At 31.5% G+C, this 25437-nt stretch carries 30 protein-coding genes; 17 read left to right on the forward strand and 13 right to left on the reverse strand.

What is annotated here, in order from left to right; genetic code table 11:
- Positions 1-236: 236 nt before the first annotated feature.
- From V1468_RS00005 to V1468_RS00085, 17 genes are all read left to right on the forward strand, one after another.
- Positions 237-587: a helix-turn-helix domain-containing protein gene (locus tag V1468_RS00005; protein WP_331808213.1), complete on the forward strand. Its 351-nt coding sequence runs from the start codon at positions 237-239 to the stop codon at positions 585-587.
- Positions 584-1582, forward strand: a complete 999-nt coding sequence (locus V1468_RS00010) for a DNA cytosine methyltransferase (protein WP_331808214.1) — start codon at positions 584-586, stop codon at positions 1580-1582. The genes V1468_RS00005 and V1468_RS00010 overlap by 4 nt, the downstream gene beginning before the upstream one ends.
- Positions 1575-2624: a DNA adenine methylase gene (locus V1468_RS00015; protein ID WP_331808215.1), complete on the forward strand. Its 1050-nt coding sequence runs from the start codon at positions 1575-1577 to the stop codon at positions 2622-2624. Before V1468_RS00010 ends, V1468_RS00015 begins: the two co-directional genes overlap by 8 nt.
- Positions 2572-3738: an HNH endonuclease signature motif containing protein gene (locus tag V1468_RS00020; RefSeq protein ID WP_331808216.1), complete on the forward strand. Its 1167-nt coding sequence runs from the start codon at positions 2572-2574 to the stop codon at positions 3736-3738. The genes V1468_RS00015 and V1468_RS00020 overlap by 53 nt, the downstream gene beginning before the upstream one ends.
- Before the next feature lie 316 nt (positions 3739-4054).
- Positions 4055-4621, forward strand: coding sequence for a Panacea domain-containing protein (locus V1468_RS00025; RefSeq protein WP_331808217.1), 567 nt, complete (start codon positions 4055-4057; stop codon positions 4619-4621).
- A 1-nt stretch (position 4622) separates the two neighbouring features.
- The gene (locus tag V1468_RS00030) at positions 4623-5069 is read left to right on the forward strand and encodes a hypothetical protein (RefSeq protein ID WP_331808218.1); all 447 of its coding nucleotides are present in this window, start codon (positions 4623-4625) and stop codon (positions 5067-5069) included.
- Between the two features lie 158 nt (positions 5070-5227).
- The gene (locus tag V1468_RS00035) at positions 5228-5791 is read left to right on the forward strand and encodes a hypothetical protein (protein ID WP_331808219.1); all 564 of its coding nucleotides are present in this window, start codon (positions 5228-5230) and stop codon (positions 5789-5791) included.
- A 183-nt stretch (positions 5792-5974) separates the two neighbouring features.
- Positions 5975-6163 carry a hypothetical protein gene (locus V1468_RS00040; RefSeq protein WP_331808220.1) on the forward strand — a complete coding sequence of 63 codons (189 nt, stop codon included), beginning with the start codon at positions 5975-5977 and terminating at the stop codon, positions 6161-6163.
- Positions 6164-6579: 416 nt separating this feature from the next.
- On the forward strand, positions 6580-7017 hold the full coding sequence (locus V1468_RS00045; protein ID WP_331808221.1) for a hypothetical protein: 438 nt from the start codon (positions 6580-6582) through the stop codon (positions 7015-7017).
- Between the two features lie 161 nt (positions 7018-7178).
- Positions 7179-7415 carry a hypothetical protein gene (locus V1468_RS00050; RefSeq protein ID WP_331808222.1) on the forward strand — a complete coding sequence of 79 codons (237 nt, stop codon included), beginning with the start codon at positions 7179-7181 and terminating at the stop codon, positions 7413-7415.
- Positions 7416-7795: 380 nt separating this feature from the next.
- Positions 7796-8251, forward strand: a complete 456-nt coding sequence (locus tag V1468_RS00055; protein WP_331808223.1) for a hypothetical protein — start codon at positions 7796-7798, stop codon at positions 8249-8251.
- Between the two features lie 157 nt (positions 8252-8408).
- Complete coding sequence (locus V1468_RS00060; RefSeq protein WP_331808224.1) at positions 8409-9257, forward strand: GIY-YIG nuclease family protein; 849 nt, start codon at positions 8409-8411, stop codon at positions 9255-9257.
- A gap of 229 nt (positions 9258-9486) precedes the next feature.
- Positions 9487-9876, forward strand: a complete 390-nt coding sequence (locus V1468_RS00065) for a hypothetical protein (RefSeq protein ID WP_331808225.1) — start codon at positions 9487-9489, stop codon at positions 9874-9876.
- A gap of 163 nt (positions 9877-10039) precedes the next feature.
- The gene (locus V1468_RS00070; RefSeq protein WP_331808226.1) at positions 10040-10921 is read left to right on the forward strand and encodes a hypothetical protein; all 882 of its coding nucleotides are present in this window, start codon (positions 10040-10042) and stop codon (positions 10919-10921) included.
- Positions 10922-11065: 144 nt separating this feature from the next.
- Positions 11066-11974, forward strand: coding sequence for an alpha/beta fold hydrolase (locus V1468_RS00075; protein WP_331808227.1), 909 nt, complete (start codon positions 11066-11068; stop codon positions 11972-11974).
- 221 nt (positions 11975-12195) lie between these two features.
- On the forward strand, positions 12196-13173 hold the full coding sequence (locus V1468_RS00080) for a hypothetical protein (RefSeq protein WP_331808228.1): 978 nt from the start codon (positions 12196-12198) through the stop codon (positions 13171-13173).
- Positions 13174-13376: 203 nt separating this feature from the next.
- Entirely contained in the window at positions 13377-14141 is a 765-nt protein-coding gene (locus tag V1468_RS00085; protein ID WP_331808229.1) for an NHL repeat-containing protein, read from the forward strand.
- A gap of 103 nt (positions 14142-14244) precedes the next feature.
- On the opposite strand, the gene V1468_RS00090 is transcribed toward V1468_RS00085, so the two are convergent.
- The 13 genes from V1468_RS00090 to V1468_RS00150 form a co-directional block, all read right to left on the reverse strand.
- Positions 14245-14982, reverse strand: coding sequence for a DUF6090 family protein (locus tag V1468_RS00090; protein WP_331808230.1), 738 nt, complete (start codon positions 14980-14982; stop codon positions 14245-14247).
- A gap of 167 nt (positions 14983-15149) precedes the next feature.
- Positions 15150-15722, reverse strand: a complete 573-nt coding sequence (locus V1468_RS00095) for a cupin domain-containing protein (protein ID WP_331808231.1) — start codon at positions 15720-15722, stop codon at positions 15150-15152.
- A gap of 120 nt (positions 15723-15842) precedes the next feature.
- Complete coding sequence (locus V1468_RS00100) at positions 15843-16520, reverse strand: sulfotransferase family protein (protein WP_331808232.1); 678 nt, start codon at positions 16518-16520, stop codon at positions 15843-15845.
- A gap of 159 nt (positions 16521-16679) precedes the next feature.
- Entirely contained in the window at positions 16680-17726 is a 1047-nt protein-coding gene (locus tag V1468_RS00105) for a DUF3500 domain-containing protein (protein WP_331808233.1), read from the reverse strand.
- A gap of 158 nt (positions 17727-17884) precedes the next feature.
- Positions 17885-18394 carry a hypothetical protein gene (locus tag V1468_RS00110; protein ID WP_331808234.1) on the reverse strand — a complete coding sequence of 170 codons (510 nt, stop codon included), beginning with the start codon at positions 18392-18394 and terminating at the stop codon, positions 17885-17887.
- A 12-nt stretch (positions 18395-18406) separates the two neighbouring features.
- Positions 18407-18706, reverse strand: a complete 300-nt coding sequence (locus tag V1468_RS00115) for a hypothetical protein (RefSeq protein ID WP_331808235.1) — start codon at positions 18704-18706, stop codon at positions 18407-18409.
- Positions 18707-18862: 156 nt separating this feature from the next.
- A complete protein-coding gene (locus V1468_RS00120; RefSeq protein ID WP_331808236.1) occupies positions 18863-19264 on the reverse strand; it encodes a YybH family protein in 402 nt (133 codons plus the stop codon).
- A gap of 226 nt (positions 19265-19490) precedes the next feature.
- Positions 19491-20228 carry an SOS response-associated peptidase gene (locus V1468_RS00125; protein WP_331808237.1) on the reverse strand — a complete coding sequence of 246 codons (738 nt, stop codon included), beginning with the start codon at positions 20226-20228 and terminating at the stop codon, positions 19491-19493.
- A 963-nt stretch (positions 20229-21191) separates the two neighbouring features.
- The gene (locus V1468_RS00130) at positions 21192-21713 is read right to left on the reverse strand and encodes a hypothetical protein (RefSeq protein ID WP_331808238.1); all 522 of its coding nucleotides are present in this window, start codon (positions 21711-21713) and stop codon (positions 21192-21194) included.
- Complete coding sequence (locus V1468_RS00135; RefSeq protein WP_331808239.1) at positions 21710-22207, reverse strand: hypothetical protein; 498 nt, start codon at positions 22205-22207, stop codon at positions 21710-21712. Before V1468_RS00135 ends, V1468_RS00130 begins: the two co-directional genes overlap by 4 nt.
- A 214-nt stretch (positions 22208-22421) precedes the next feature.
- The gene (locus V1468_RS00140) at positions 22422-23786 is read right to left on the reverse strand and encodes a tyrosine-type recombinase/integrase (protein WP_331808240.1); all 1365 of its coding nucleotides are present in this window, start codon (positions 23784-23786) and stop codon (positions 22422-22424) included.
- A 376-nt stretch (positions 23787-24162) separates the two neighbouring features.
- Complete coding sequence (locus V1468_RS00145; RefSeq protein WP_331808241.1) at positions 24163-24966, reverse strand: hypothetical protein; 804 nt, start codon at positions 24964-24966, stop codon at positions 24163-24165.
- Between the two features lie 90 nt (positions 24967-25056).
- On the reverse strand, positions 25057-25422 hold the full coding sequence (locus tag V1468_RS00150; protein ID WP_331808242.1) for a hypothetical protein: 366 nt from the start codon (positions 25420-25422) through the stop codon (positions 25057-25059).
- Between the last annotated feature and the right edge of the window lie 15 nt (positions 25423-25437).

Raw genomic sequence — 25437 nt, forward strand, 5'->3', positions numbered from 1 at the left:
CCTTACGGATTTTCAGTTTGGTATGTACTTGTAAAATTAAGCGCTAAACCACGCAACTACTCATAGCCGAGACCGTTACCTGCAAGCTGAAAAAAAGCCACCGCACGGTCAAGCACATTTGGTTTTTCCGACACACAAAACCAACGCTAAAAAACCAAAAGAGCTTGCCCTTCCACACCACCACCCAAAAAAAATATTTGACAACTTGATATAAAATTCGCAAATTATCTTTACATTTGCTAAAAATAGGTCAAATTAATAAAATGGCAAGTTTCGGAAATTTCATAAAGACAGAAAGAGAAAAACGAGAATGGACTCAAACTGAATTCGGTGCAAAAATCGGAATCAACACTAGTGCCATCAGTAGAATAGAAAACGGAAGTCAAAAGTTTAGTAAATCTAAACTAAAGGAACTTTCAGAATTATTTGAAATTCAATTACAACAAGTAACTGACTTATTTTTCGCAGACAAATTTGCTAGAGAGGCTTTTAAATATAAATGCTCGGAATCAGTATTTTCTGTTGCAGAAGACACTGCAAATTATTATCGCAACACAAATGTTAAACAAGGGAAATTAGAACTATGAGGAGAAGTTTAAAATATATTGACCTGTTCTCTGGTGCTGGAGGCTTTTCGCTTGGATTTGACAATAAAGGTTTTCAAAATGTCTTTTCAGTGGATATTGAACCTAGTTTTTGTGAAACATACAATCATAATTTTCCAAATCATAATTTGATACAAAAGGATATTTGTGATGTTACAGATGGCGAATTGAAATACTTAAAAGAATATGATAAAATTGATGTTGTTATAGGTGGTCCACCTTGTCAAGGATTTAGTATCGCTGGTAATATTGGAAGAAAATTTATTGATGACCCAAGAAACAAACTATTCAAAGAATTTGTTAGAGTAGTTCAGGTTGTTGAGCCTACATACTTTGTCATGGAGAATGTTGCTCGATTATACAACCATAACAAAGGAAATACTAGAAATGAAATTATAAATGATTTTGAAAATTTAGGTTATAAAGTGGAATGTAAAATTCTAAATTCCGCAGATTATGGAGTTCCTCAAGTTAGAAAACGTGTAATCTTCATTGGAACTAAAAACAGTCAAAAAATACTTTTTCCTAAAAAGGAAGTTGATAGATATGTAACTGTAAAAGAGGCTTTATCTTCTTATCCAAAGTTGGAATCTGGTCAAGAATCAAAAATTCCAAACCATATCGCAATGTCTCATTCTGAACAAATGTTGCATAAAATGAGCTTTGTTTCAGATGGTGGAGATAGAAATGAAATCCCTGAACAAATTAGACCAAAATCAGGTGATGTTAGAAAATATATAAAATATTCAAGCGATAAACCTTCTGTAACCGTTACAGGAGATATGAGAAAAATATTTCATTATGAACAGAACAGAGCACTGACTGTTCGTGAATTAGCAAAACTGCAATCTTTCCCTGATGATTTTGAATTCAAAGGCACAAAAATTTCTCAACAACAACAAGTAGGAAACTCTGTTCCACCAAGAATGGCAGAAGCTATCGCAAGTGTAATTATTAAAATGAGTGAAAATGTTTAAATATCCCAAAGTAAATTATATAGGCAATAAAGAAAAAATTGCAAAGTGGATATGTGACCAATTTCCAACGGATGCAAAAACACTTTTTGATGCTTTTTCTGGTGGTTGTTCTTTAAGTTATGAAGCAAAATGTAGAGGTTTAGAAATTTACACAAATGATATTTTGAAAGTTAATTATCACATTGCCAATGCTTTAATTAAAAACAATGATACTCTACTTGACAAAAATGATATAGCGATAATTTTTAAAGGAGAACCGTTTGAAGGTTTTATGTTTAAAAATTACTCAGAAGTCTATTTTTTCCCACAAGAATGCAAAGAACTTGATTTGTACAGACAAAACATTGAACTGCTTGAATCAGAAGAGAAAAAATCATTAGCTTTTGCTTTAATGAGAAGAGCCATGATTCGTAAAATGCCCTACTCTAGATTTACATTAAATTGGGATAAAATAGTCCAATTAAGAGATGAGGAATACAGCTATAAAAAATACAAACGAAGAAGAGCATATCACAACCAATCATTTAAACATCATTTCCTTCAAAATCTAAATGAGTACAACCAAGCTGTTTTCAACAATGATAAAAATAATATTGCATACAATGATGACATTTTCAATTTGTTAGAAAACGTAAAAGCTGATATTATTTATTTAGATCCACCTTATACAGGGACTATGAATAATTATTTTGGTTTTTATGGTTTAGTAGATGACTTCATAACATTAGAAGTAACAAAACCATTTGAAAACAATTTTGTAAATAAAAATTCTGCAATAGAACTTTTTGATAAATTGTTTTCTAAGCTAAATAATTTCAAATATTGGTATTTGAGTTACAATAACTCTTCTTTTCCGAGTAAGGAAGAACTACTTTATCTGTTGAGTAAATATTCAGACAATGTTGAAGTAATTGAGCGTAAACACAACTATCAAATTACTGGTAAAAACAAAAAAGAAAAAAATAAAGAATTTTTATTCATTGTAAAAAATGAAAATTATAAAGAAACTATTAAAGAAAATTATGCCACAGCAGAACTATGAAGAATATTGGAAATTAACGTTAGAGTATACTGATTTTAACGATGACAAATTCCTAACAACACTACAACTACTTGTAAATAAAGTTGATGAACTTAATGCTAGTGGTAGTTACACATACAATTCTCAAGATTATAAAGATTTACAACAGGCAGTATTAAGAGCTGTACCAAAAAGTTCTACTAATATAAATAATCAACTAGGTTCAACTAGAAAAGCTATTAATCAATGTATTAAGTTAGGTTTTGTGAACCCTGAGTTAAAATCTTATCATCCAAACACTAAAGATTATCTAGCTGCTCGTTCTAGCAGGAGACGACAAACCATATTCTCTAAAATAGTTTATTCGAATGCAAAATTTAATAGTTCAATAACAAACACACATAATTGGAGTCAAATAAATTTTCTTTTAAAAACTCTTGAAGAAATTGGTAAGCTTTCTAAAAAAGACATTATTGCTTTAATGACAATTGATATTTCTAATTATGAAAGAGAATATGTAATTGAAAGTGAATTATCTGCTATAAGACGTGAAGCTGAAAGCAGTGGATTTATTGAGCGAAAATACAATCAGATTGGTTATCTAAATAATATTCTCAACAAATTAGATGATGTTGTTTTTATAAAAAGAGGACGTAGTGATTATGAACTTTATTTTGAAGAAGATGCTGCTATTATTTTCGGTGATGATTATAAGGACAAAGCATACCTAAAGCACATTGAAAAGAAAAGAGATCCTTATTTACATAGACTTTACAAAAATCAACTACAAGAAGAATGTGAAGAATTATATGGCAATCCAATGTGTGTTTTAGAACATCTTTCATACCCTGTCTTAATTGCTAGTCATATAAAACCTTTTATTGACTCTGATGAAAATGAAGCTTATGACCCAAATAATGGATTGTTATTAAGTAGAACAATTGATTCATTATTTGACTTAAAATACATTTCGTTTACAGATGAAGGAACTATGATTTTCTCAAATAGAATATCAGATGATGTAAAGGAGTTTTGGGAAAATTATAAACTCGAAGAAAATATTTTAAATGAAAAGAGAAAAGAATATTTGGCTTATCATAGAAACCTAATGACAGAAATTGATGCCCGAGCTTAAGACCATACACATTTGCAATTCGCACAAGCCAACGCTGCAACCAAAAATTACAAAAGAGTATGTCTTTGCCAACGCTGACAGACAGAAAAAGAAAAAAAGCCAGCAGGTAACATTGTGTATAAGCAATAGCGGGTTCAGTGCTATTTTGAAACTTAAAACAATAAATCAAAGGTCGGTGCTATCTGACAGTTTAGTGGCTTAAAATCCGCTACTGCTCATACACGAGACCGTTGGCAGTAATATAACGGACGAAAATGGTAGTTTTCAACAGATTGTTTATAATTTATTTTTTTTGTACTTTTGCAATGTGGAAAAAATGTCTTACATAAAATTATCGAACGACCAAATAGACAAAGTTGGAAATTCAATTATTTACCTTTCTGAAAAAATTGGTGAATTATCTAAAACGAAAGCATTAAAACTTATTTATATTTTAGATGAATTATCAATTAAAAAAAGCGGAATCCCTTTCTTTAATTTAAAGTATAAAGTTTGGAAATTTGGACCTGTTTCAGAAGAAATTTTCATTGATTTATCTTCAGAAACTACACTGCTTAAAGATTACATAGAAAGAACTTCTGAAGAAGGTGTTACGGTAATAAGACCAATTGTAGACTTTAATGATGATGAATTTTCAGATAATGATATTGATTTATTAGATTTTGTTATTGAGAAATTTGGAGATAAAACAGCTAAAGATTTAGTTTATTACACTCATCGTAAAAATTCACCTTGGCATAATACAGCTAAAGAAAATTCTGTTTTGGAATTATTAGAAAAAGAAGAAATCAATAATACAGAGTTATTAATTGATATGGCTTCTTTAATAAACCACGATGAAAGGAAAAAAGTTGTTTATAGTGATTATATAGAATCAAACTAAAATGTTTGAAGAAGGAACTATAATTTACTTTGACCCTTTTTATTTCAAAAATGGAAATACTGCAAAGCCAAAATATTTTGTTGTTTTAAAAAATCAAGATGGACAAAATATTTTAGCATCACTTCCAACAAGAACAGATTCAATTCCTCAAAAAGAAGAAATAGACAATGGTTGCATTGAACTTCCTTCAATAAATCTGAATTGCTTTGTTATTTCTAATGAAATTGAAGTAACTGAATGTGGTAAAATGTTTGATTTTAAAACCCATATTTATGGGCATCAAATAGATGTTTATGAGGTGGAATTTTTGAAAGAAATTTATCCTCTAGAAAATACCGACTATGAAATATGGGGAAAAATGAAAGAAGAACTTTTTGTTTCACTAATTGAATGTCTTAAGAACTCTAAATCTGTAAAAAGAAAATACAGAAAAATGTTAGAGAATTAAATACTACTGCCAACAACGTATATAATCCATTGCTATTACTAGCCTACTTACGAAAATCCTCGCGGATTTTCTATTCGGTTTTTATTTGCTAAATTAGGTGCTTAAACCACGCAACGTATCATATACAAAACCGTTGTGCATAATTTGAACGGAACTAAATGAAACTAACATTAATACTATTTTCAACACTATTTTTTCTAATCAATTCTTGTGAAAAAGGAAATGAAAAGACATTAATTTCATCTGAAAAAGGAGTAGAAAAATTATTCGTTGCGGAAGATATTTTTAATCAGAAATGGGTTGACACTTTAATGCCAATCAGAAATGCCATTTTTTATGAATTTAAAAGTGAAGATAAAAACTTAAAGAAGTACTCTTACCTTTTAGATTATAGTTCTGACCAAAATCAGATTTATGGAAAAATGGAATCAAATACTTATATTTTCGAGAACATTGATATTGTACTTATTGACAAACTAATTGCTGAACATAATAAAACGAATTTAAATGGAATTAAATATTTGATTGAGGAGACAGATGAATTTAACTTACCTTTTGAATCGTGTAAGACATATGCTCTCTTAAATCCAAATAACAGGGATTTTAAAGGATTTACAATAAATTATATTAAAGAAAATAAACTGATTCAATCAAAGATTTTATTCAATAAGTTTTTTCCAATTGATTGGGACATTGCTGTGGATAAACTGAATGAATTATAAAAAAACTAGGCACAACAATGGCTATAATTCATTGCGGTTGAATTCCTAATCGGAATTCAACGCAAATTTGTTATCTTTCGGCTACGGCGGAAAGAATCCTGCGGATTTTTCCGCAACGAAATCATAGCCAAGACCGTTGGCAACCATTGCTCGCTAAAGCACAAAAATTAGAAACCATATATTATGAAATACGATTTAATTGAACTAAAAACCGCAAACAATCAAAAAGTTTTAATCAATAAAGCTTTTATATCGAATATTGTTGAAACAAGTCCAAACTCAAAGCAATGCGTAATTGCTGTAAATGATATTCATATAAAGATTAATGAATCTTTTGATGAATTAAAGTTACAAGTTTACGGTAGAGTTTAAATCCATAAATCTAATAATTGAATTAAGAGCCTTCTTAACGTCTTGACAATTTTTGCCTTTAATTAATGGTTGAATACTCGAAACAATGTTTTGTTGATTTTCTGATAAATGTTCTTCGTGAACATCAAAATTTACTTTAAAGTTTGACATAATATTTTTATTAATTGGATTCAATCACTTAAAAACGGTGGACTGAATAAACCGTAATCTGAATCATAAAAGCGCAACTGTTACGCTGGACTGACAATCTGTGTGGTTAATAAAAAACGGTTGCCAACAACGCCTATAATTAATTGCTAGGTCACTTCCGACTTACGAAAATTCCGCTGGAATTTTCTATCTGTGATTTATTTGCTAAATTAGTTGCTTAACCACGCAACTAACCATAGCCAAACACGTTGTAGCCAATTAACTGAATGAATAGAAGAGAATTTTTTATAAAAGTTTGGAATACATTAATTTCTATTTGGAAAAAGTGGATAAGACCAATTTTACTCATTGGTATCATTTTTTTATGTGTAAAGTTAATATTCAAAGCTATTGTGGAAAATGGAAGCGAAAGAGTTGTTGTCATTGTTGCGTTTGTAATTGGATTAGTGATATTAACAGCTCATTTAATGAAAATACTCTTCAATTCCTTTACAAAAAAACTAAACTCAATTTTACCTGAATCCATTAAATTTTGGTTACGGATATTAAGTAAAATATTGAATTATATAAGTCCAGTAATCTTTGGAATAATTATTTATCATTTCTGGAATGAAAACTCGATAAAAACAGTAATAATATTGAGCTTATTGCTTGTATATAAAATTGGAGAAATTATAAAAGAAGAAAAACTAGCTACAACATAGGCTATAATCCATTGCGGCTGAAATTCCTATCGGAATTTCATTGCAATTTACTATCTTTCGGCTACGGCGGAAAGAATCCTGCGGATTTTTCCGCAACAAATCATAGCCAAACACGTTGGCATTCATTGGCGGAATGAAATATAAATCGAAAAATATAGAGAATGAAAAAAGGTGTGAAAATTATTTCTGAAATATCAATTATTTTATTTGCTGTTTCTTTAATTGTAAGCAGATTTAATGAATCAATTGAATGGAATAGTAATGGATTGAGAAATGTTCTTGTTATAATTTACTTAATTACAAGCTTATATTATTCTAAAATGGAAATTAAAGATAAGAATAGGGAAATTCAAGAACTGAAATTAAAGCTGAAACAAAGCAAAAAGGAAATTTACTAAGGAATTTAGCCAATTGAGAAATTACGCACTCAATTGGAATTGAAAATGTTTGGGGAATTGGAAACTGAATTGAAAAGTAAAACCCGAATTGAATGCGGAATTTAGCTAGTTGCGGAATTACTCAATTAATCGGAATTGAAAAAGTTTGCGGAGTAAAACGCTGACCGAATTCATTCAGACGCTGGAAAAAATAAGAAAGGAAATTAGCCGAATAATTAAAAGTTTGAATAAAAACAACGAAATGCCAACACCGTATAAAATTAATTGCTGGTTCTAGCTTGCTTACGAAAGTCCTCGCGGACTTTCTATCTGTGATTTATTTGCTAAATTTAGTGCTTAAAACACGCAACTAATCTTATACAACAACGTTGTACAACATTATGAAACTGACATTTAAAAAAGCATATCAAAATTTCTTAAAGACAATCAATGTTGGAGAACTCAATGTAGAGGACTTGAATTTGAAAGCAATTATGAAAAGTGTAAAAATGGATTATTTAGAAGTTGAAATTTCAGGACTTGACTTGGATAACCCCGATTGCGATATGTTACTATTTGAATACGGAAATTATGATTGGACCGGAGAAGGCGAAAAATTTAATTTATCGGTAAAAAGACAACTGTTTTTTGAAAACCTTGACGAGTGTGGATATTATGGATTCACGATTTATTTTGACAAAAATTATGTTGGAGAAATCGATGAATTTTCAAAATGGTGTGAAAAGAAAAGTGATGCTGATAAATGGTTAACTGAAATAGAAAAAACGATTGGAATAGAAAAAGTGGAAGGAAAACCAGCAATGAAATTTGAAGTTGAACTTGAAAAACCTAATTAAAAAACGTTGTACAACAATGGCTATAAGTAATTGCTTGGTCTCGACTACTTCTGAAAATCCTCGCGGATTTTCAGTTTGGTGTGTACTTGCAAAGTTAATCGCTAAACCACGCAACTACTCATAGCCTAGACCGTTGTGCGTAAGTTGACCAAAGATTATGAAAAAAGGATTCATATACATATTATCGAATAATTCTCTAAAGGAAAATCTTCTCAAAATTGGGAAGACAAGTAAAGAAACTGCTGACAGAACAAAACAGTTGTCTTCATCGACAAGTATTCCTGAAAACTTTGAAATCGAAGAAGAGTTTGAATTTTCCGATATAAATTGGGCTGAAAGAAAAATTCATTCACAACTTGCAAAATACAGATATAATAAAAGAAAAGAGTTTTTTAATTGCAAAATAAGTATTGCTAAACAAGCCATAATTGAAACGCAAATTGAAGATAAAAAAAGAGAAATTTCAACTTTAAAAAATGATTTAAAATCAGTTAAAGATATTTTAAGTAATTCAGAATTTTTGGAACATAAATGGAAAAACTTCTTTCAGAACCTAAATTGGAATTTTAAGGTAGTTGACAGAAAGGTAGATTACTTACAGCCTAATTTTATTCTTGAAACTAAAAGTTGGGATATCGGACCAAAAGGAGAAATGGAAATTTCTAATAGAAACTCTAAAGTTTTTGTTTGCCCAGAATTATCCGAAAATCCAGATAGAAGTAATCTTCCATACGAGATAACCGAATTAATTGAACAACCTGATTTAGACTCAAGATTAATATTTGTGAATATTCAACCAAAAGAGGAAATGACAGAAATTATCTTTGGTTGGGAATACATTCTGGAAAATGAAAAATGGGAAAAAAGAAAATTTATAGAAACTAAAAGCGGTTTTGGACTTTTTGACGAGGATAGAACTTGGTTTGATTTTGTAAATGGAGAGTCTGTAGAAAGAGATGGTTTATATCCAAACAAATCTGAAATAATGAAACTTTGGAATGAATAAAAACCTACGCACAACAATGGCTATAAGTAATTGCTTGTTCTCGCCTACTTTGGAAATTCCTACGGAATTTCCAACTTGGTGTGTACTTGCAGAGTTAATCGCTAAACCACGCAACTACTCATAGCCGAGACCGTTGTAAAACATTTAACACAAACCGTACTACGAATTGAAAAAAAGATATTTAATAATAATTTCAATTATACTGATAATATTCTCATTTTGGTTCGGAATGAAAGCTGAACAAGAATTTACTGTATGGGATGAAACTTTTAAACCTACATATATAATTGAGCAAATTAACTTTCCTAAAAAAGAAGAATCATTATATTTAAAAAGAAAAACTTGGGGAATTACAGGTAATCATCAAACTACAGAAATATCAACGAATAAGGAATTAAAATTTGAGACGGACACATTATCAAATTACGTTTTTAACGGATTCTCTGAAATAATTTATAAAGTTGAAGACAGTACATTGATAATTTACTCTCATCACAAACCTAAAGTCCCAATAAAATTCGAATCAAAAATAAAAATAGATTTGCGAGAATATAAGAACAACGCTGAATGGAAAGATTTAAGAAAAAAAGCCGAAAAAAGCTATCAAATATTTGAATAAAAAAACGTTTTACAACACCGGCTATAGTTCATTGCTGCGGAATTTTCTACCGAAAATTCCACGCAAATTTGTTATATTAGTTGCCACAGCGGAAAATCCTAGCGGATTTTCACGCAACGAAACCATAGCCAAACACGTTGTGCTTAATGCCGAAACGAACTTTATGAAAAAAATAAACATTCTGATTTTATTACTAATTCCAATAGTCGGATTTAGTCAAAACGATTATCTATCCGAATATCAGAAAGCGGAAAGTCTTTTACAGACTAATGAAATTGACTCTGCATTTGTGAAATTTAATGAATTAGAGAAGAGTCTTCCGAAAAACGATACTTTGTATGAATATGCTCTTTGGTACAAAGTTGGAACTGCAACACATTTACAAGAAATAAATCGTTTCCAAGAAAATTTTGGCAAATCTCTTGAATATGCAAAAGAAGCACTTGATGGAATAGAAAAAGGAATAGAAATATTCGACGAGGAATTTGCCAAAAGAAAATATTTTATGATAAAAAATATAATCGTTTCACATTATGGATTAGGGAATTTCGAAGAAGGAAAAAAATGGAAAAAGAAAATGTATGAGGCTAGGGAAAATGATATGCTTCCAGAGGGAATTGATGAATTTTTCAATTATGACTTTTTTAAATTCGAGGATAAGAATATTTGGGGCTATGAATGGTATGCAGAATTACCAAAAGACCGATTTTCAAGTAGTTTTACCAAAGTTGTTTATTATATATATAGTACAAATCCAGATGGTTCAGATAAAGACCAGCTTTACCGATTGCACGTTTTAATGTTTCACGGAAATAATGAGAATTTTGATTATGTAATGGACAAAAGATTGGAAACAGCAACTGAAGATGTAAGCGGAACTTTATACGCTTATACATACAAAGAGGATATTGACTTTGAGAAGTTAAAAAATGATGTGAAAGAAGTTTTAAAAGGAAATTTAGAACCTGATACAAAAAGAACCACGACTAAAGACAAAGATGGTAAAGTTAAGGTCGATATAAAAATGAAAAATAAAAAGCACTAAGCACAACAATGGCTATAAGTAATTGCTTGTTCTCGCCTACTTCTGAAAATCCTCGCGGATTTTCAGTTTGGTGTGTACTTGCAAAGTTAACCGCTAAACCACGCAACTACTCATAGCCGAGACCGTTGTAGCTCATTAAAAAGAATGGAGAAAAAACTACTAATAATGTTTCTATCGTTGACCAGCTTAAGTCTTTATAGCCAAGATTGGCTTGATGATAACCTATATCCCTTTGATAGTAATTACGTTCAACTTGAACAGGGCAAAATGCACTATGTAGATACGGGAAAAGGTGATGTTATCCTTTTCGTACATGGAACACCTACATGGTCATTTTTATATAGAAATTATATTAAAAAATTATCTGAAAATTACCGATGTATAGCCATAGACCACATAGGTTTCGGTTTGTCTGAAAAACCGGAAGATTTTGATGGCAAGCCTGAGACACATTCTAAAAATTTAACAGAATTTATTCAAAAACTAGACCTTGACAGTATAACCATGGTTGTACACGACTTTGGAGGTCCGATAGGTTTATCATCAGCAATCAGCAATGATTCCAGAATCAAACAGATAATAATGTTTAATACATGGCTAGGAGAGACAAATAGTAATGAGGAACTAAAGAAGGCTGATAAAATCATCAATAGTACACTTGGAAGATTTCTATATTTAAGATTAAACTATTCGCCAAAATCTTTGCTAAAGAAAGGTTTTCAGGACAAAAAGAATTTAACAAAGCAAATCCATCGGCATTATTACAAGCCTTTTCCTTCAAAAGCATCCAGATATTCCCTTTTGAATATTGCAAAGTCATTAGTTGGATCTTCGGACTTTTATGAGCTAAAATGGAACGAATTAGCCCAAATTGAAAATAAACCCTGGTTGATTCTATGGGGCAACCAAGATGACTTCATTTCGATCGATTACTTAGAAAAATGGAAAAACAGATTGCCTCACGCTAAAGTGGTTGAATTCGAAGCTGGACATTTTTTGCAAGAAGAAAAATTTATGGAAACGCTGAATGAAATCAAGTTGTTCTTAAAATAAAAAACGAGCTACAACAACACCTATACGCAATGCGGGCTGAAGAGACAAAAGAAAGGTTGGTGCATTTAGCCCGCCAAAGCTCCGCTTTGACGTTTTTGTTGAATAAATTTAAAAACACAAAACGCAGCTTTGGCTACCGTTGGTGCAAGATTGAAAGTTTCGGCTTTTCAATCCCGCACTGCGCATAGCCAAACCGTTGTAGCACATTTGACTAAAAATCTATGAAAAAGAAAACTATTCTACTCTTATTTTTATTCTTTTCTCTTATATCATACAGTCAAATTGACTCAACCAAAGTTTCATTTGTTGCTTATTGGTCAATTGGTGACGATTATGATTTCAAAGTTTCAAAAGTCAAAAGAGAATGGAAAAATGATGTGTTAACAAAAAAAGATTCATCACAGTATATTGCTAATTTTAAAGTCCTTGATTCTAATGATAAATCATATAAAATCCAATGGACATATAAAAACAATATTGTAAGCACATTTCAAGAAAAAGCTGAAAATATTTTTGACGATAAAGAAGCTGTTAATCAAATTCTCAAAAAAAATGACTTATCCAAAGTAATTTATAAAACGAATGAACTTGGAGAATTTCTTGAGATTTTAAACTGGAAAGAATTAGGAGAATCTACAAAATTATTGCTACAAGAAATGCTGAATAGTTTTGAAAAAAAGAATCCAGAAAAAGTTAGCGAATTAAGAAATGCTATAAACCCAATTATTGAAATATATAGTTCTAAACAAGGTATTGAACAATTAGCTATTAATGAACTTCAATATTTTCACTTTCCATTTGGATTGGAATACGACATTACAGAACCAATTGAATACGAACAAGAACTTCCTAATGTTTTAGGAGGCAAACCAATAATAGCTGATGCTACACTAACATTTGAGGAAGTGGATTTTGAAAATAGTTTTTGCTCATTAAAAGAAGAAACAGTAATAAATCCTGACGACACCAAACGAGTCGTTAAAGAATTATTTACTAAAATGAAAATTGAGGAATCAAAAGCTAAAGAGACTATCGACAATGCTATTTTTGATATTACAGATTTAAACTATTATCAATATTATTACAATCCAGGAGTTCCACATTATATATATGGAGGTCGGAAATTTATTCTAAAAATGGAAAAAACAAATATTGAAAAAATTGAAGAACTTTACATTGAATTAATTTATGATGAATAAAAAAACGTGCTACAACAATGTATAACCGCAATTACAGCGGATTCGACTACGTCCGAATCCACTCGGAATTGCTAACGTCTGTGCTAAACCGAAAATTATTAACTTTAAAACCGTAACTGACCGTTATACCAGACCGTTGTTTGCAATTTACCCAATTAAATGCCTTATGGTATAATTATTGAATGATTTTCGAAAACCAATTCATGAAAACATCTAAGTCCATTCTATTTCTGACATTTTTTTTAGTCACATTTTTATCTTGCAATAATGAAACTGTAGATTTCACTTTAGAAGAAGGTTCTACTTCTGAAAATAATATTTTAAAATGGTGGATTCTTGTACATCCATCCTATGGCAATCCTGGAATATATCTATACAATGAAACTGAATCAACTATTGAAAAAATTTTACCCTTACCTGAACCTGAAGGCTCACCTCATGCATTAGATTTTGACGGAACTTCTTTATGGTTAGGAGGTGCAAGTTCAAATAACAATAATGGAATAATTACTTATAATCCGATTTATGAGATTAATCCTGACACAGGAAATGTAATTTCAATAATCGAGAATATAAGAACTGAAGGAATCGCTATACATGGCGACCATATCTACTACTCTACTTACGGACAAATTGTAGAAATAACAAAAACTGGAACTCTTGTTAATTCAATTCCCGTAGAAGACTCTGGCATCACAGACTTGGCCATTTATAACTCAAACAAATATTATGTCTATAATGGAGCAATTGACCCAATTATTAAGATAAACGAAACAACAGGACAGAATGAATTTATTTTAGAAACTGATATACCAAATCCGTATACCTTAGCGATTGTAGACAATAATTTTGTAGTTGTGAGTAACAATCATTTTAGAAGATTCGACCTGAATACAAAAGAACATTTATCTGATATTAAAATAGAAATAGATGGTTGGATAACAGCCATAGCACCTTACAACAGATAGTCTTAATAAAAAAAATTATACAACAATTTATAACCGCAATTACGGCGGATTCGACTACGCCTAAATCCACTCGGAATTGTGATTATATATTGTTGTGCTTTCGTTATTTATTTATTTCTAGCTCAATTTCTTTTAGTTGAGATTTCATATCTTCTATCGCATAACTTAAATTTCTTTTAGCAATTGGGATAAACCCTCCTGAAAGGATAAGAAAATCATCAAACTCATCTTTAAGCATTACCTCTTGATTGATAAGGTAATTAACATTTATACCATTTATTGAATCAGATTTTACTTCTTTTTCAAAAGTTGTTGATACCAAATCACCTTTCTTGTACAATTGTCTCCTGATAAATTCATTCACCCAAAATTCAACAGCTTTTAATTTTACCTCATATAAATTGGTGATACTATTTCTAAGTTTCGTATTCGATATTTTATCTAGACCTGTAGACTTTAAAGATTCATATGGACTATAGTTTATAGCAACAGCTATACCACCTCTTCTTACCTCAGTGAAATGATAATCCAATGAGTCTTTTGGATAATTAGGTTCGTTTCGAACTAAAGCTAATTTGATAACGCTTTGTTTTAGCTCCTCAATATTCTTTAATCCTCCTTCCATATTTTTGATGTCTTTTTCCATAGCATCTTTAATTTCATTCAACATTGTTAACTCATACTTTCTATTTATTTTTTCTTGATTTTTATTGTTGATTTGCAGCGCAATTAAGATTCCAATAACTACAAGCACAATTTCCCCAATTGCATAAAGCAGATATTTGCTGAATTTATTTTCAGTGATTAGTTTTTGCCGAATTTTCCTAAAGAATTTTATCATTGGTTATTGATTGGTCATAATGAAGTCCAACGGTCTCGAATATGATTTGTTATGTGCCTTAGCACTTAGCTTTTCAAGTACACGCCAAAATGAAAATCCGTGAGGATTTATAGAATTTGCAGAGAACAAGCAATTACTTTTAGCTTTTGTTGGCAACTGAATTTTATTTAAACGAATTTTAAATTATACTTTCCGCAAATAGCTGTAACTTTTTCCATGTCAGGTGGTCCTGCAGGTAATTCCGCTAATTCCTTAAACATACCTTCTAAACCAGCGGGAAAAATACTCAACATGGCTCGGGCTTTTTCTTCTCCGATAACTTTCCATGAATGAGGAACTCCTTTAGGGCAGAAAATCAAGTCACCAGCTTGTAAAGTTTTGATTTGATTACCAATGATCATTTCTACTTGACCAGACAATACTTGAAAAACTTCATCCTCATTTTCATGAACATGAGTCGGAATTCCGACCCCTGGTTCATTATTTTGCTCAATTAAAGTGTACTGTCCATTAGTGTCTGCACCGCTCAATTTGATGTTTTGATTATCTCCCAGAACATTCAATTTGTTTCCCTCGTTCTCTTTAACAATTTTGGGTTTTTGTAATTCTGTAACTTCTGATTTTGAAGATTCGTTAATAACCTCCTGCTTTGATTCGGATTTACAAGCATTAATCATAGATATAAATGACAATGCTCCAATTCCGATTGCTGACTTTTTTAAGAAATCTTTACGCTCCATATTCTTGAGTTTTGATTGGTTAGTCTATATTGTTGCCTCCGTTTATGTATAAAGAATGGTTCTCGTTTACTAGTTTTGGTTTAGCTAAAGCTAGCATTTTTTTTATGTTGTTAGGCAAAATTATTTTAATACATCACTGACAATACCTCTCGCCCACAGATTAAAATTTTCTCTTTTGTTCGAATTTGGAAAAGGGTCAGAAGGTATTTCGACTTCTAGAAATTTGCAAAGTGGACCCCAACCGTCACTTGGTTGAAAAATTAACAACCTCTCTTTAGGAATCGATTTTTTCACTTCTTCTATATGATCTTTAAATTTCTGAATAGTATAATTTTTATCCTCAAATTTTCCTTCAAAGTATTTTCCCCATATAGATTTTTCGTTCAATTTAATTACTTTAAAAAGGTTTCTTGCTTTTGATGAGAAAAGCATTGAAAAAAGCATCTTTAATTTTATTTTAGGACCAGGATCAAAACTAAAAATAGTAGAATAGGCGCTTTTGTACCATTTCTCTGGATCTCTAATAGTTAATATTATCTTTGAATCTGGATAGAAATCCGCCAATTCTTTATAGTACATTGAACTCGGGAAATCTACAGCAGATTTATAATTTTTAAATAATGAATTCCAGTCGGTTTCTTTTTCTAAGTAAGCATTTTCCCAATGAGTTACATCACTAGGATTTCTAAACAACGCTTCCATATGATAACAATTGTCAAACCCTAATTTTTCTAGAGCAATTTGAAGAGACTTTGTTCCTGTTCTTCCAAATCCTGCTCCAATTACTTTTAATGCCATAATTATCGTTTTTTTGAAAATTTTGCCTAACGGTCTTGGCTATGCGTAGTTGAAGATTTTACTCCTATACTTTTCAGTTAAGCACCGACCTTTGTTTAATGTTTATATTTTTGTTTGGACAACTAAGCCCCAATTGATTATAGCCGTTGTTGTACATAGTTAATGTTTATGATTAATATGATGTGTTCTTAAAAGGTCTTCACCGAAATCATTGTCTTTTTCCCTCCAAATAGAATGTATGTGGTTTCCTGTATTATCATATTCAATTATGAAATTAGGACCATTAATGATATAGTAATTTGGCTCTCTTTTTTTATAACTTCCTATCCATGCAAAGTAAATCTCGTCTAATCCCTTTTCCTCAATTTCTAATAAATATTTATTAGATTTTTCATACTCAAGATTATTTATAAATTCCTTAATGAGTAGCATTAAAATTTTCTTCTGATCTTTAGTTAGTGCATTGGCTTTGATGCCTTGATATTCTGTAATTCTTTGATTATTTGAAGGGTTAGTGATTATGTCTTTTGGAACTTCTTGACTCAATGTTGCAATCTTTTGTTGAGATTCATCAAATGAGTTTATAAGCTTAATTCCGTAATCTTCTTCTTTGCTTAAAACTCTTAAACCAACATGCTTTGTTGATGGTATTAATGCTGGATCAGCGCCTACGAACATAGGTGTAAAGGAAATCTTTTCTTTTATGATAGTGAGATTAATTGAAAGATGGTGTCCTTCAAACTTTATACTCCAAGGGATTTGTAAGTTTGGATTTCCCCAAATAGATATAAAATAATTGTTGTAGTCCCAGTCTAATGCTTTAATTTTTGGAATATTTTCTTTTTTAATTAGGTTTTTTTCGATTGCTTCATCAACTCTTGCGTTCAACATATCGTCAAGTTGCATAATACTAGTTGTTTTTAAATAGCCTTGTGAACTAAAAATAGTTGTTAAAACCTCATGAAATTTAATTTTTGCCTCATCTGATAAATCACCAAATTTCTTACCAGGCCGTTTTGCTAATCCTATTGGTAGATTTGTCCATTTAGTTCTCAATGAATCATTGAAATCTCGTAATACTTCTTTTTTTTCGTCTTCGCTTAAAGTCAATAAAAATTCGTTACTGATATTTACTATTTCTTGAGACGTTTGAGAAAAGCCAATAAAAGAGTAAAAGGTAAGTATGAAACTAAATAGAGTTTTCATTACAGATTGGTTTTATTATGTACAACGGTTTAGGCTTTTAGTAGTTGCGTGGTTTAGTACTTAACTTTGAAAGTACACACCAAACTGAAAATCCGCGAGGATTTTCAGAAGTAGGCGAGATCAAACAATTACTTATAGTCATTTTTGTACGCATTAATTCAGCAGTTTAAAATTATAATAGGTTCTATATCGTCATTATTACAAGAATTACATTTTATGCTTTCGTATCCATCCCAATCACTAAATGCCATTCCAGATTCTTTTGCTGTTTCATATGATACACTACCACAATTTGGACAAATTTGCCCAATGGGTTGATAAGTACAATAATCATCTTTACTGTCTTCTTTGTAATCTTGATAGGTAACAGGTAGACCAGAAAATTGTGTCTTTGTCCAAGCGCACACAAAATCAAATGAATTATGAGGTTTATTCTCAGGAATGAACTTGTCAATTTTATACGGTAGCTTTTTAAGTTCTTCGTTTGAAATTCTTCTTTTTTTCTTCGGGTCTTTGCTAGGGACGAAAAATCCAAAAATTATAGTTCCAATACTAATTAAGAGTACTATTGGATACCATTTATTTAATGCAAGAGCTGAACCAAGATTAGCAAGTAAACCCATAATTCCCAATGCAAATGCTGTGGTTTTCAATTCCTTATTAGTCATAACCGTAACTTTTTATGATGCAATCAGAATTATTATCCCTATAATAACCCAAATTATCGACCAATACTGCATTGGTATCCAAAATAATGAGTGATTTGGCTTATACCAAAACTGTTCATTTGTTTTCTCATCAACACCAATTTTTGGTTTGTTCCAGTAACTCCCAATAAAGTAAATAAATGGTGCTCCGATAAAAGCTGAATATGCCATCGCGCTTTCATCTGAAACATTTAGGTTTAAAACACTTAATATGGCGTAAGGTATTCCTATAAGTGCTAAAACCATCATTCCTCTTCCTGTGTAAAATATCATATCTGGTTGGTTTTTATTACATACAACTATTTCACATAATCGTCTGTTACGGGTTAATATGCGTTAATTTTCGATTTATCATTGACGCTATTAATGTCGGGTGTACTCGTACATAGTCAAATCCACCGTAATTGCGGTTATTATTGTGTTCAGTTTTTAATGATTTTGTAAAGTTTCAAATACTATTTTCCATGAATCATCTGATTGTCTTTTCCAATTAATAATATAGGTTCCAACATTTTTAATGGTATCAGAATTTTCTTTATTGATGAATATTTCGTTGAAAGTATTATAAGAAATTGCCATATCTTCCGATGGTATAATGGTTGGTCTTCCACGATGGATGAGTTTTACGTCATATTTAGCGTAAATTTGTTTCCATTGTGCTATTAATGAATCTTTAGTCAAATGTCGAATAGGTGAATCAGGATAAATAGCTGTATAGTTGTCAGCGTAAAATTCAATCCAATCGTAATCAAATCTTTCATAAACGGAATAAAGACTATCAACTTGTTCTATTATCATGGCTGTTAGTACAGAATCCGAAGTTTTCGTCACTACTTCTGTTTTTTTGTCATTTTCACACCCAATGAGAATACAAGACAAAATGACCATTATTTTCAAACTAAATATTAAATTTTTCATATTGGCTAGTTTTAATTTCGAACAACAACAGAATATAGATATAACTATATCCATTATCTTTCTAAAAAGATAAAACCCAAAACATCAGGAATTTACTTTATTGGCTAAAAGGTAAAAAAAATCGTTGTAATAAGCTGAATTACAAAATATTAGAAAGCTCTAAATAATGAGTTTTCTCTAAAATGGTATCAACATTACTATTGACCTTTGGACTAAACAAATCCTTACTTACAGTATAAGTCTCTAATTTATCTTCTGGAAAATTAAAGTGCAGGATATCTTCTACATCTGTCTCCTTTAAATCAACCGATAACCAATTATGAGTTAACTCTTCATCTAGGATTAAAGGCTGTCTCTTCTTCTTATTATGAATTTTAGCAAATAATGGTGACGCTTCTTTTGTCAGAATGGTAAAAGTTATGTAAGTGTCAATTACAGTATAAAGTCCTGCTAAGGCTAGAGGTTTATCTGCTTTGTCTTTAAAACAAAAAGGATATTTTCTTCCTTTATGGTCATGCGGTTCAAAAAAACCAGAAACAGGTATTATGCATCGATTGTCCATAATCGCATCTTTATAAATAAAATGGTCAAATGCCTTTTCTGAACGAGCATTTAGACCGCCTCCATAACGCACAGCTTCCTTATGATATTCCTTTATTTGATCCTTGGTTTTATAGCTTGGTACTATACCCCAAATACCTGGAGCTAAAACGTCCGAACGCTCTTGAGGTATAACAAGCATATTTGGATGAGAAAATCCATTATGATGATAGGTAGGACTATTAAAATAGGGCTCCATTGAAGGATCCACTATTTTAACTTTAAAATGCTTTTCTAATTTATTTACACTATGCGTAGTGCTAGTATGAAAACACATATTCTATTTTTGATTAAAATTAATCAAATATTAATAATCATTTGGTTTCAATATGTTTACGATTTCGACTAATGGTTAGTTACTTTATACGTATACACGCCAAAATGAAAAAAATAAAAAACGATTTTGAAATATGAATGAAAGTCTCTCTTGATGAAGAATTTGGAATTGTTATTAAATCTGAACTTGACGAACCAAATTCTTATGGAATGATTTGATGGGATTCTAAATCAAAATCTGACTTTCAAAGTTGAAATGGGATGTTTGGTTCTTTTATTCATCAAGGCGGTAAAATCATTGATTCATCTCACCAATTCAAATTCATTAACGATGATGGAACACATTTAGGACAAGCTGATCAAAGTGGCTACACAGCTGCGTTTTCCAGATTTTATAAATTACTAGACGTACAATGAGCTCGTAGGGGTTTTTCACTCCTACATGAATAAAATAAGGGCTAACGAATAGGATATCATTTAATTTGAGATCATATAGAGTTTTGAATCCCTTGATATTATGAAAGGGTTCGTTGAATAATTTGAAAACATCGATCTTAAAATGTATCTGTCAAAGGAGCTTTCCAAAAAATGCCCTTCAGGAATTTCTAATATGCTATTGACGGTTCGATCTTAAGAGAGAATTGGCTTAGGTTTAGGGTAAAGGGCATAAAAAAGATTGCAGAAGAAAGACTGAAACACAAGACTCAAATACAGGTTCAAATTAAATGAGATTACCCAGGTACTAACAAGAGTACATATCATTTTTAAAAGCATATTGTAATACAGATTAAGTGGAACTGTAACGTTTAGTTTAATTGTTGTTACTGTCTTTAAACAGTTTAAATAGCCTTGTTTTAGAGTGTTTTTTTGAGATTTGACTATAAAAATAATCGTAATTTAATTTGTGATAAAATATTAATATTTATTTATCACAAATTTTATTATAATTATATTACAGAATAAATCAATACTTATATTTTTTATCAGAGAAATGCTGATCCAGTCCAAAGCCCAAGAAAAAGTCCTCCAGCTTCTTATAGTTCAATCTTTTATCGTCCGCATAACTGTCCACAAAACGGTAATATTTTCCATCAATCCCAATTGCCGTTCTTATCCTGAGCAAGTCCATTAGAACCTTGTCGAGCTCACAGACCACATCGCTCGGTAGGTACTTTCCGACACCCTTAATTAGATCTATGTAACCATCGATATCATCGTCTTCCTCCCTATTGTTGTCCTTTAGTTTACGGTATATCCAGAAAACGAACCGAACAAACTCCTTAGAAAAAAGATAGTCCTTCGTTTCACTAAGGAATTCTTTTGGTCTTTCTTCCAAATCACCGTGGATTTCCTCTAGGGTTTCTCTAAGGTACTTGGAAATGGTAATGTTTCTGACCGAAGCCTCATTTATGATCTTTGCCTTTAGTGCCCTCGGTATCCTGAAATTTATAGATACGTCCTCGTTCTTTATCTTGTTCCTTTTCATTCGGTATGGTTTTTTCTACTATCTTGTTTCATATTGAATACCCTTTCCAGTATCAGTTCGTCGGCATAACCCTTTGTGAAATCTTTCAACTCCGTGATCTTTTCCCTTCTGCTTTTGACTGTCCTTTTTCTTTCTATTTCTGTTTTGGGTATCATGATCCGTTTCATCTCTTCAAGGTCTTTTGACGGCTCTGCTTTATTTGTCCCATTTAACTCAAATCGTGTCATAGGCAATCCACCAATCTTGAACATTTCCCTTCTGAACATCCTCCAGAGTTCCTCCTTATGTTTGCTAAATATTTTTCGCTGGTCTCTAAAGGTACGCTCAGCATCCTCATCACAATCAGTAATATGGGTCTTCAGGTTGTCGTCTAGCCATTCCACCAGCCATAAGTAAAATGCAAATTGTTGGCAGTACTTTTTGAATATATAGGCAAACGTTTCTGGAAGATAACTGTCCCTTTTCTGCAATAACAAAAACAGGTTGTCTTCCAAAAGAATCTTTTTTCCGACAACGTGGCTCGGGAGTTCATGTTTCTATGGGACGAAATTATGGCCCTTTTGGTCAAGCACGAATACGGTGTCCGCATATTGCTGAACGTCGAGGTCATTTGCGCTTTTCTGAACCCTTTCTATTTCCTCTGCAAGAAAACGCGGAAGGTATAGTGCGGAGCAGCACAAAAAGTTTTTGTATATACGATCATAAAAATCACCTATACTCTCCATTACCTTTATTTTGGATGTTCAACATGTCTGAGTAATCTTCCGGAAGCTCCACGTCGTTGTCTCTAAGATAGGCCTCCAGTGCTTTCATAGAGGTGTGTCCCGTGATGTGCATCAACCTGCTTTTGGCCTCGAAAGGCGAGTAGGTTTTCCGCAGCTCCCTATAGAGTTTTGTAATAAACGTGTGCCTAAAACTGTACATAGTGTGCTCGAGGTCAAGCTCAAATCGGCCCTTTACTCTTTTCTTAAATCTATTAGTAAAGTAGCTTCTACGGTTCTCAAGTTTAGTTTTGGTGAACTTCCCCATCCCTTCTGCAGTGAACAGAAAAGCTTCACTTTCCATATCGGATAGATCGGGAAGCTGTTTTATCAATATCTCAGGAATGATCTTTGTCTTTCTTGAACCGTTCTTTGGCTTAAAACTAAGGGTCTTTTTTTCTAGATCGACATCACCAACCATTAGCCTACAGACTTCCAACGGCCTCATAAATGTATATGCCATAAACTTGATGTAGAGCAGGATATAAGGATCTTCTTTTTTGAGAAACTTGAATATTGCACCCTGCTGCTCTGCTGAATATCTGGCATGTTGCTTTGGTCTTGTTTTTAGCTTTTTAATCTGTTTAACGATATTGCTGTGTACCACCTCCCTCTCAACAAGGGTTTCAAATGCACTGCTGAGACTAGCTCTGTAGTTATTTCTGTTTCGCGCGGAAGATTGAGCATGAATATTATCTAGAAATGCGTGGATTGTTTTCCTATCGACATCAGAGATATATTTTATGTTACACCTTTCTTTATCCATCCAGTCAATAAAAACATTCAAATGGCTCTTGAACGACCGAATACTACTTTGCCTTAATCTTCGTTCCTTGGTCTCCAGTACAGACTCTAGTGCACCCTGTACAGTTTCACCTTTGAATACATCCGTGGTTTCCATTTCCGTCCTTGCCTTAAGTTCATCTTCATTTTCAACTAAGGGAACATCTGCTGGCTTCTGACTAACATGTTGTTCGAATGATGTATCCAAAACTGTTTTTTCGAGAGTATCTCCATAAGGACTATATCCTTTTCTAAGGTATTTGTAGATTATGTTCTTGTAAATAGTTAACACAGCCATGCGCTCCTCTTTGGTCTTATATGTATTGGCATTGCCGTAAAAAGGGTTTTGGCGCTTCAGTCTTCCCGTATCAGGATTACGATATGAAAAGTAGACATACCATCGCTTGGACAGATCACCTTTGGCGGTATAGATTTTGGGTTTTGAAAATTGTTTCTTCAATGACAAATCGTATGCATTTTCGTATGCACTTTCGTATTCATTTTGGATTAAAGTATTAAAATTAAGCATAAAAAAACGGTTTGGCAACACCAAACCGTTAACATACCTAACTTTGTACTTAGTAGCGGGAACTGGACTCGAACCAGTGACCTTCGGGTTATGAGTTTGACAAATCACCCGAAAACTACCCCTAAAATGGCTTTTCGCTTAAAAATCGTGTACTGTATTGTGTACTCTGATTAATAAAATTTATAATCAAATATATTATATTTTTTTCTCGCGTATTAATCTACAATGAAATTTTCAATTTTAAATCTACTGTATTGAAACATTTGTAGAAGATCAATCGATCAAAATTTACAAATTCAGGCAAAAAAAATCAGTGAAGATTTTTGTTTTTAGAGTATAACTATGATTAAAACACTTACATGGTTGCTAATAGTTTTTACTCTTTACCGTTTTGACTATCAATATATTCAAACCAAGAGTTAAATATTTTAATTCTTTCTGAACCGCTAAAGTCATCATCTTCTACATAAAGATTATATGATTGCCCTGCACTTCGAATCATTTCTTTACCCCAATATGTATTACCCAAAAACAAGAATTTGTTATCCAATAAAATTCCATAAAAAGAAGGCATAAAAGTATATTCAATTAGCTCAACATTGCACTTACAAGTTCTATCCTTACCTTCATAAGTATTTTTAAATAATTCAATATCATTTTTTGTAGCCTCAGCTTGCTTTAGAAATTTTTGCTTAAAACTTTCATCAATGAACTCAAGTTTGTTATAAGATTTAGTATCTAGCATTGCTAAAGTGACATTAAATTCAACATTTTTATCTTGTATCAAATATTCTTCCATGAGATTCTTAATGTAATACCAATGAAATCTAAGTGATATTCCAATTACCTTGATATAAATAACTTTATCATCATGTAGTCTTTTTTTAAAAAGTTTTGAAAAGTCACCTGAATTAATTACGTCCCCCCATTTACTATAAAAAGGTAATGTCTTTTTTGGTTCATTGATTTTTTTATAGATATCAAAAAAAACTCTCAGAATAATAATTCCTAATGTTACCATAAAAGGCCAAACAGTTACCTCCTTAAATTCTTTAGAGATCCATGAGTCTGGAAGAAATTGAACACTTGTTATATAAATAAACAAAATATAAGCTGTTGGTATTTTAGATTTGTTCAAAAAATCCGCGATTTTTTCATAAACATTTTTCTTCTTATCCATTTAAATTTCAGAATTATTGCTAATTGTTCAGCGTAACAATTAGTTGTGGTTAGTTATTATTTTTCTGTTAAACACTAAAACTATGATTTCCTAATAAGTTCGGATGCACTTGAATCTATCAATTATGGTGACAATTATTATCAAAGCATTATTCTTCCTTATATAAACCATATTCCATTTGTATTGATTCCTTACCCTGTGAATATAATACTGCATTGGTATCCAAAATAATGAGTGATTTGGCTTATACCAGAACTGTTCATTTGCTTTCTCTTCAATACCGATTTTTGGTTTGTTCCAGTAACTCCCAATAAAGTAAATAAATGGTGCTCCGATAAAAGCTGAATATGCCATCGCGCTTACATCTGAAACATTTAGGTTTAAAACACTTAATATGGCGTAAGGTATTCCAATAAGTGCTAAAACCATCATTCCTCTTCCTGTGTAAAATATCATATCTGGTCAGTTTTT

The organism is Winogradskyella poriferorum, from assembly GCF_036553625.1.
Taxonomy (GTDB): Bacteria; Bacteroidota; Bacteroidia; order Flavobacteriales; family Flavobacteriaceae; genus Winogradskyella; species Winogradskyella poriferorum.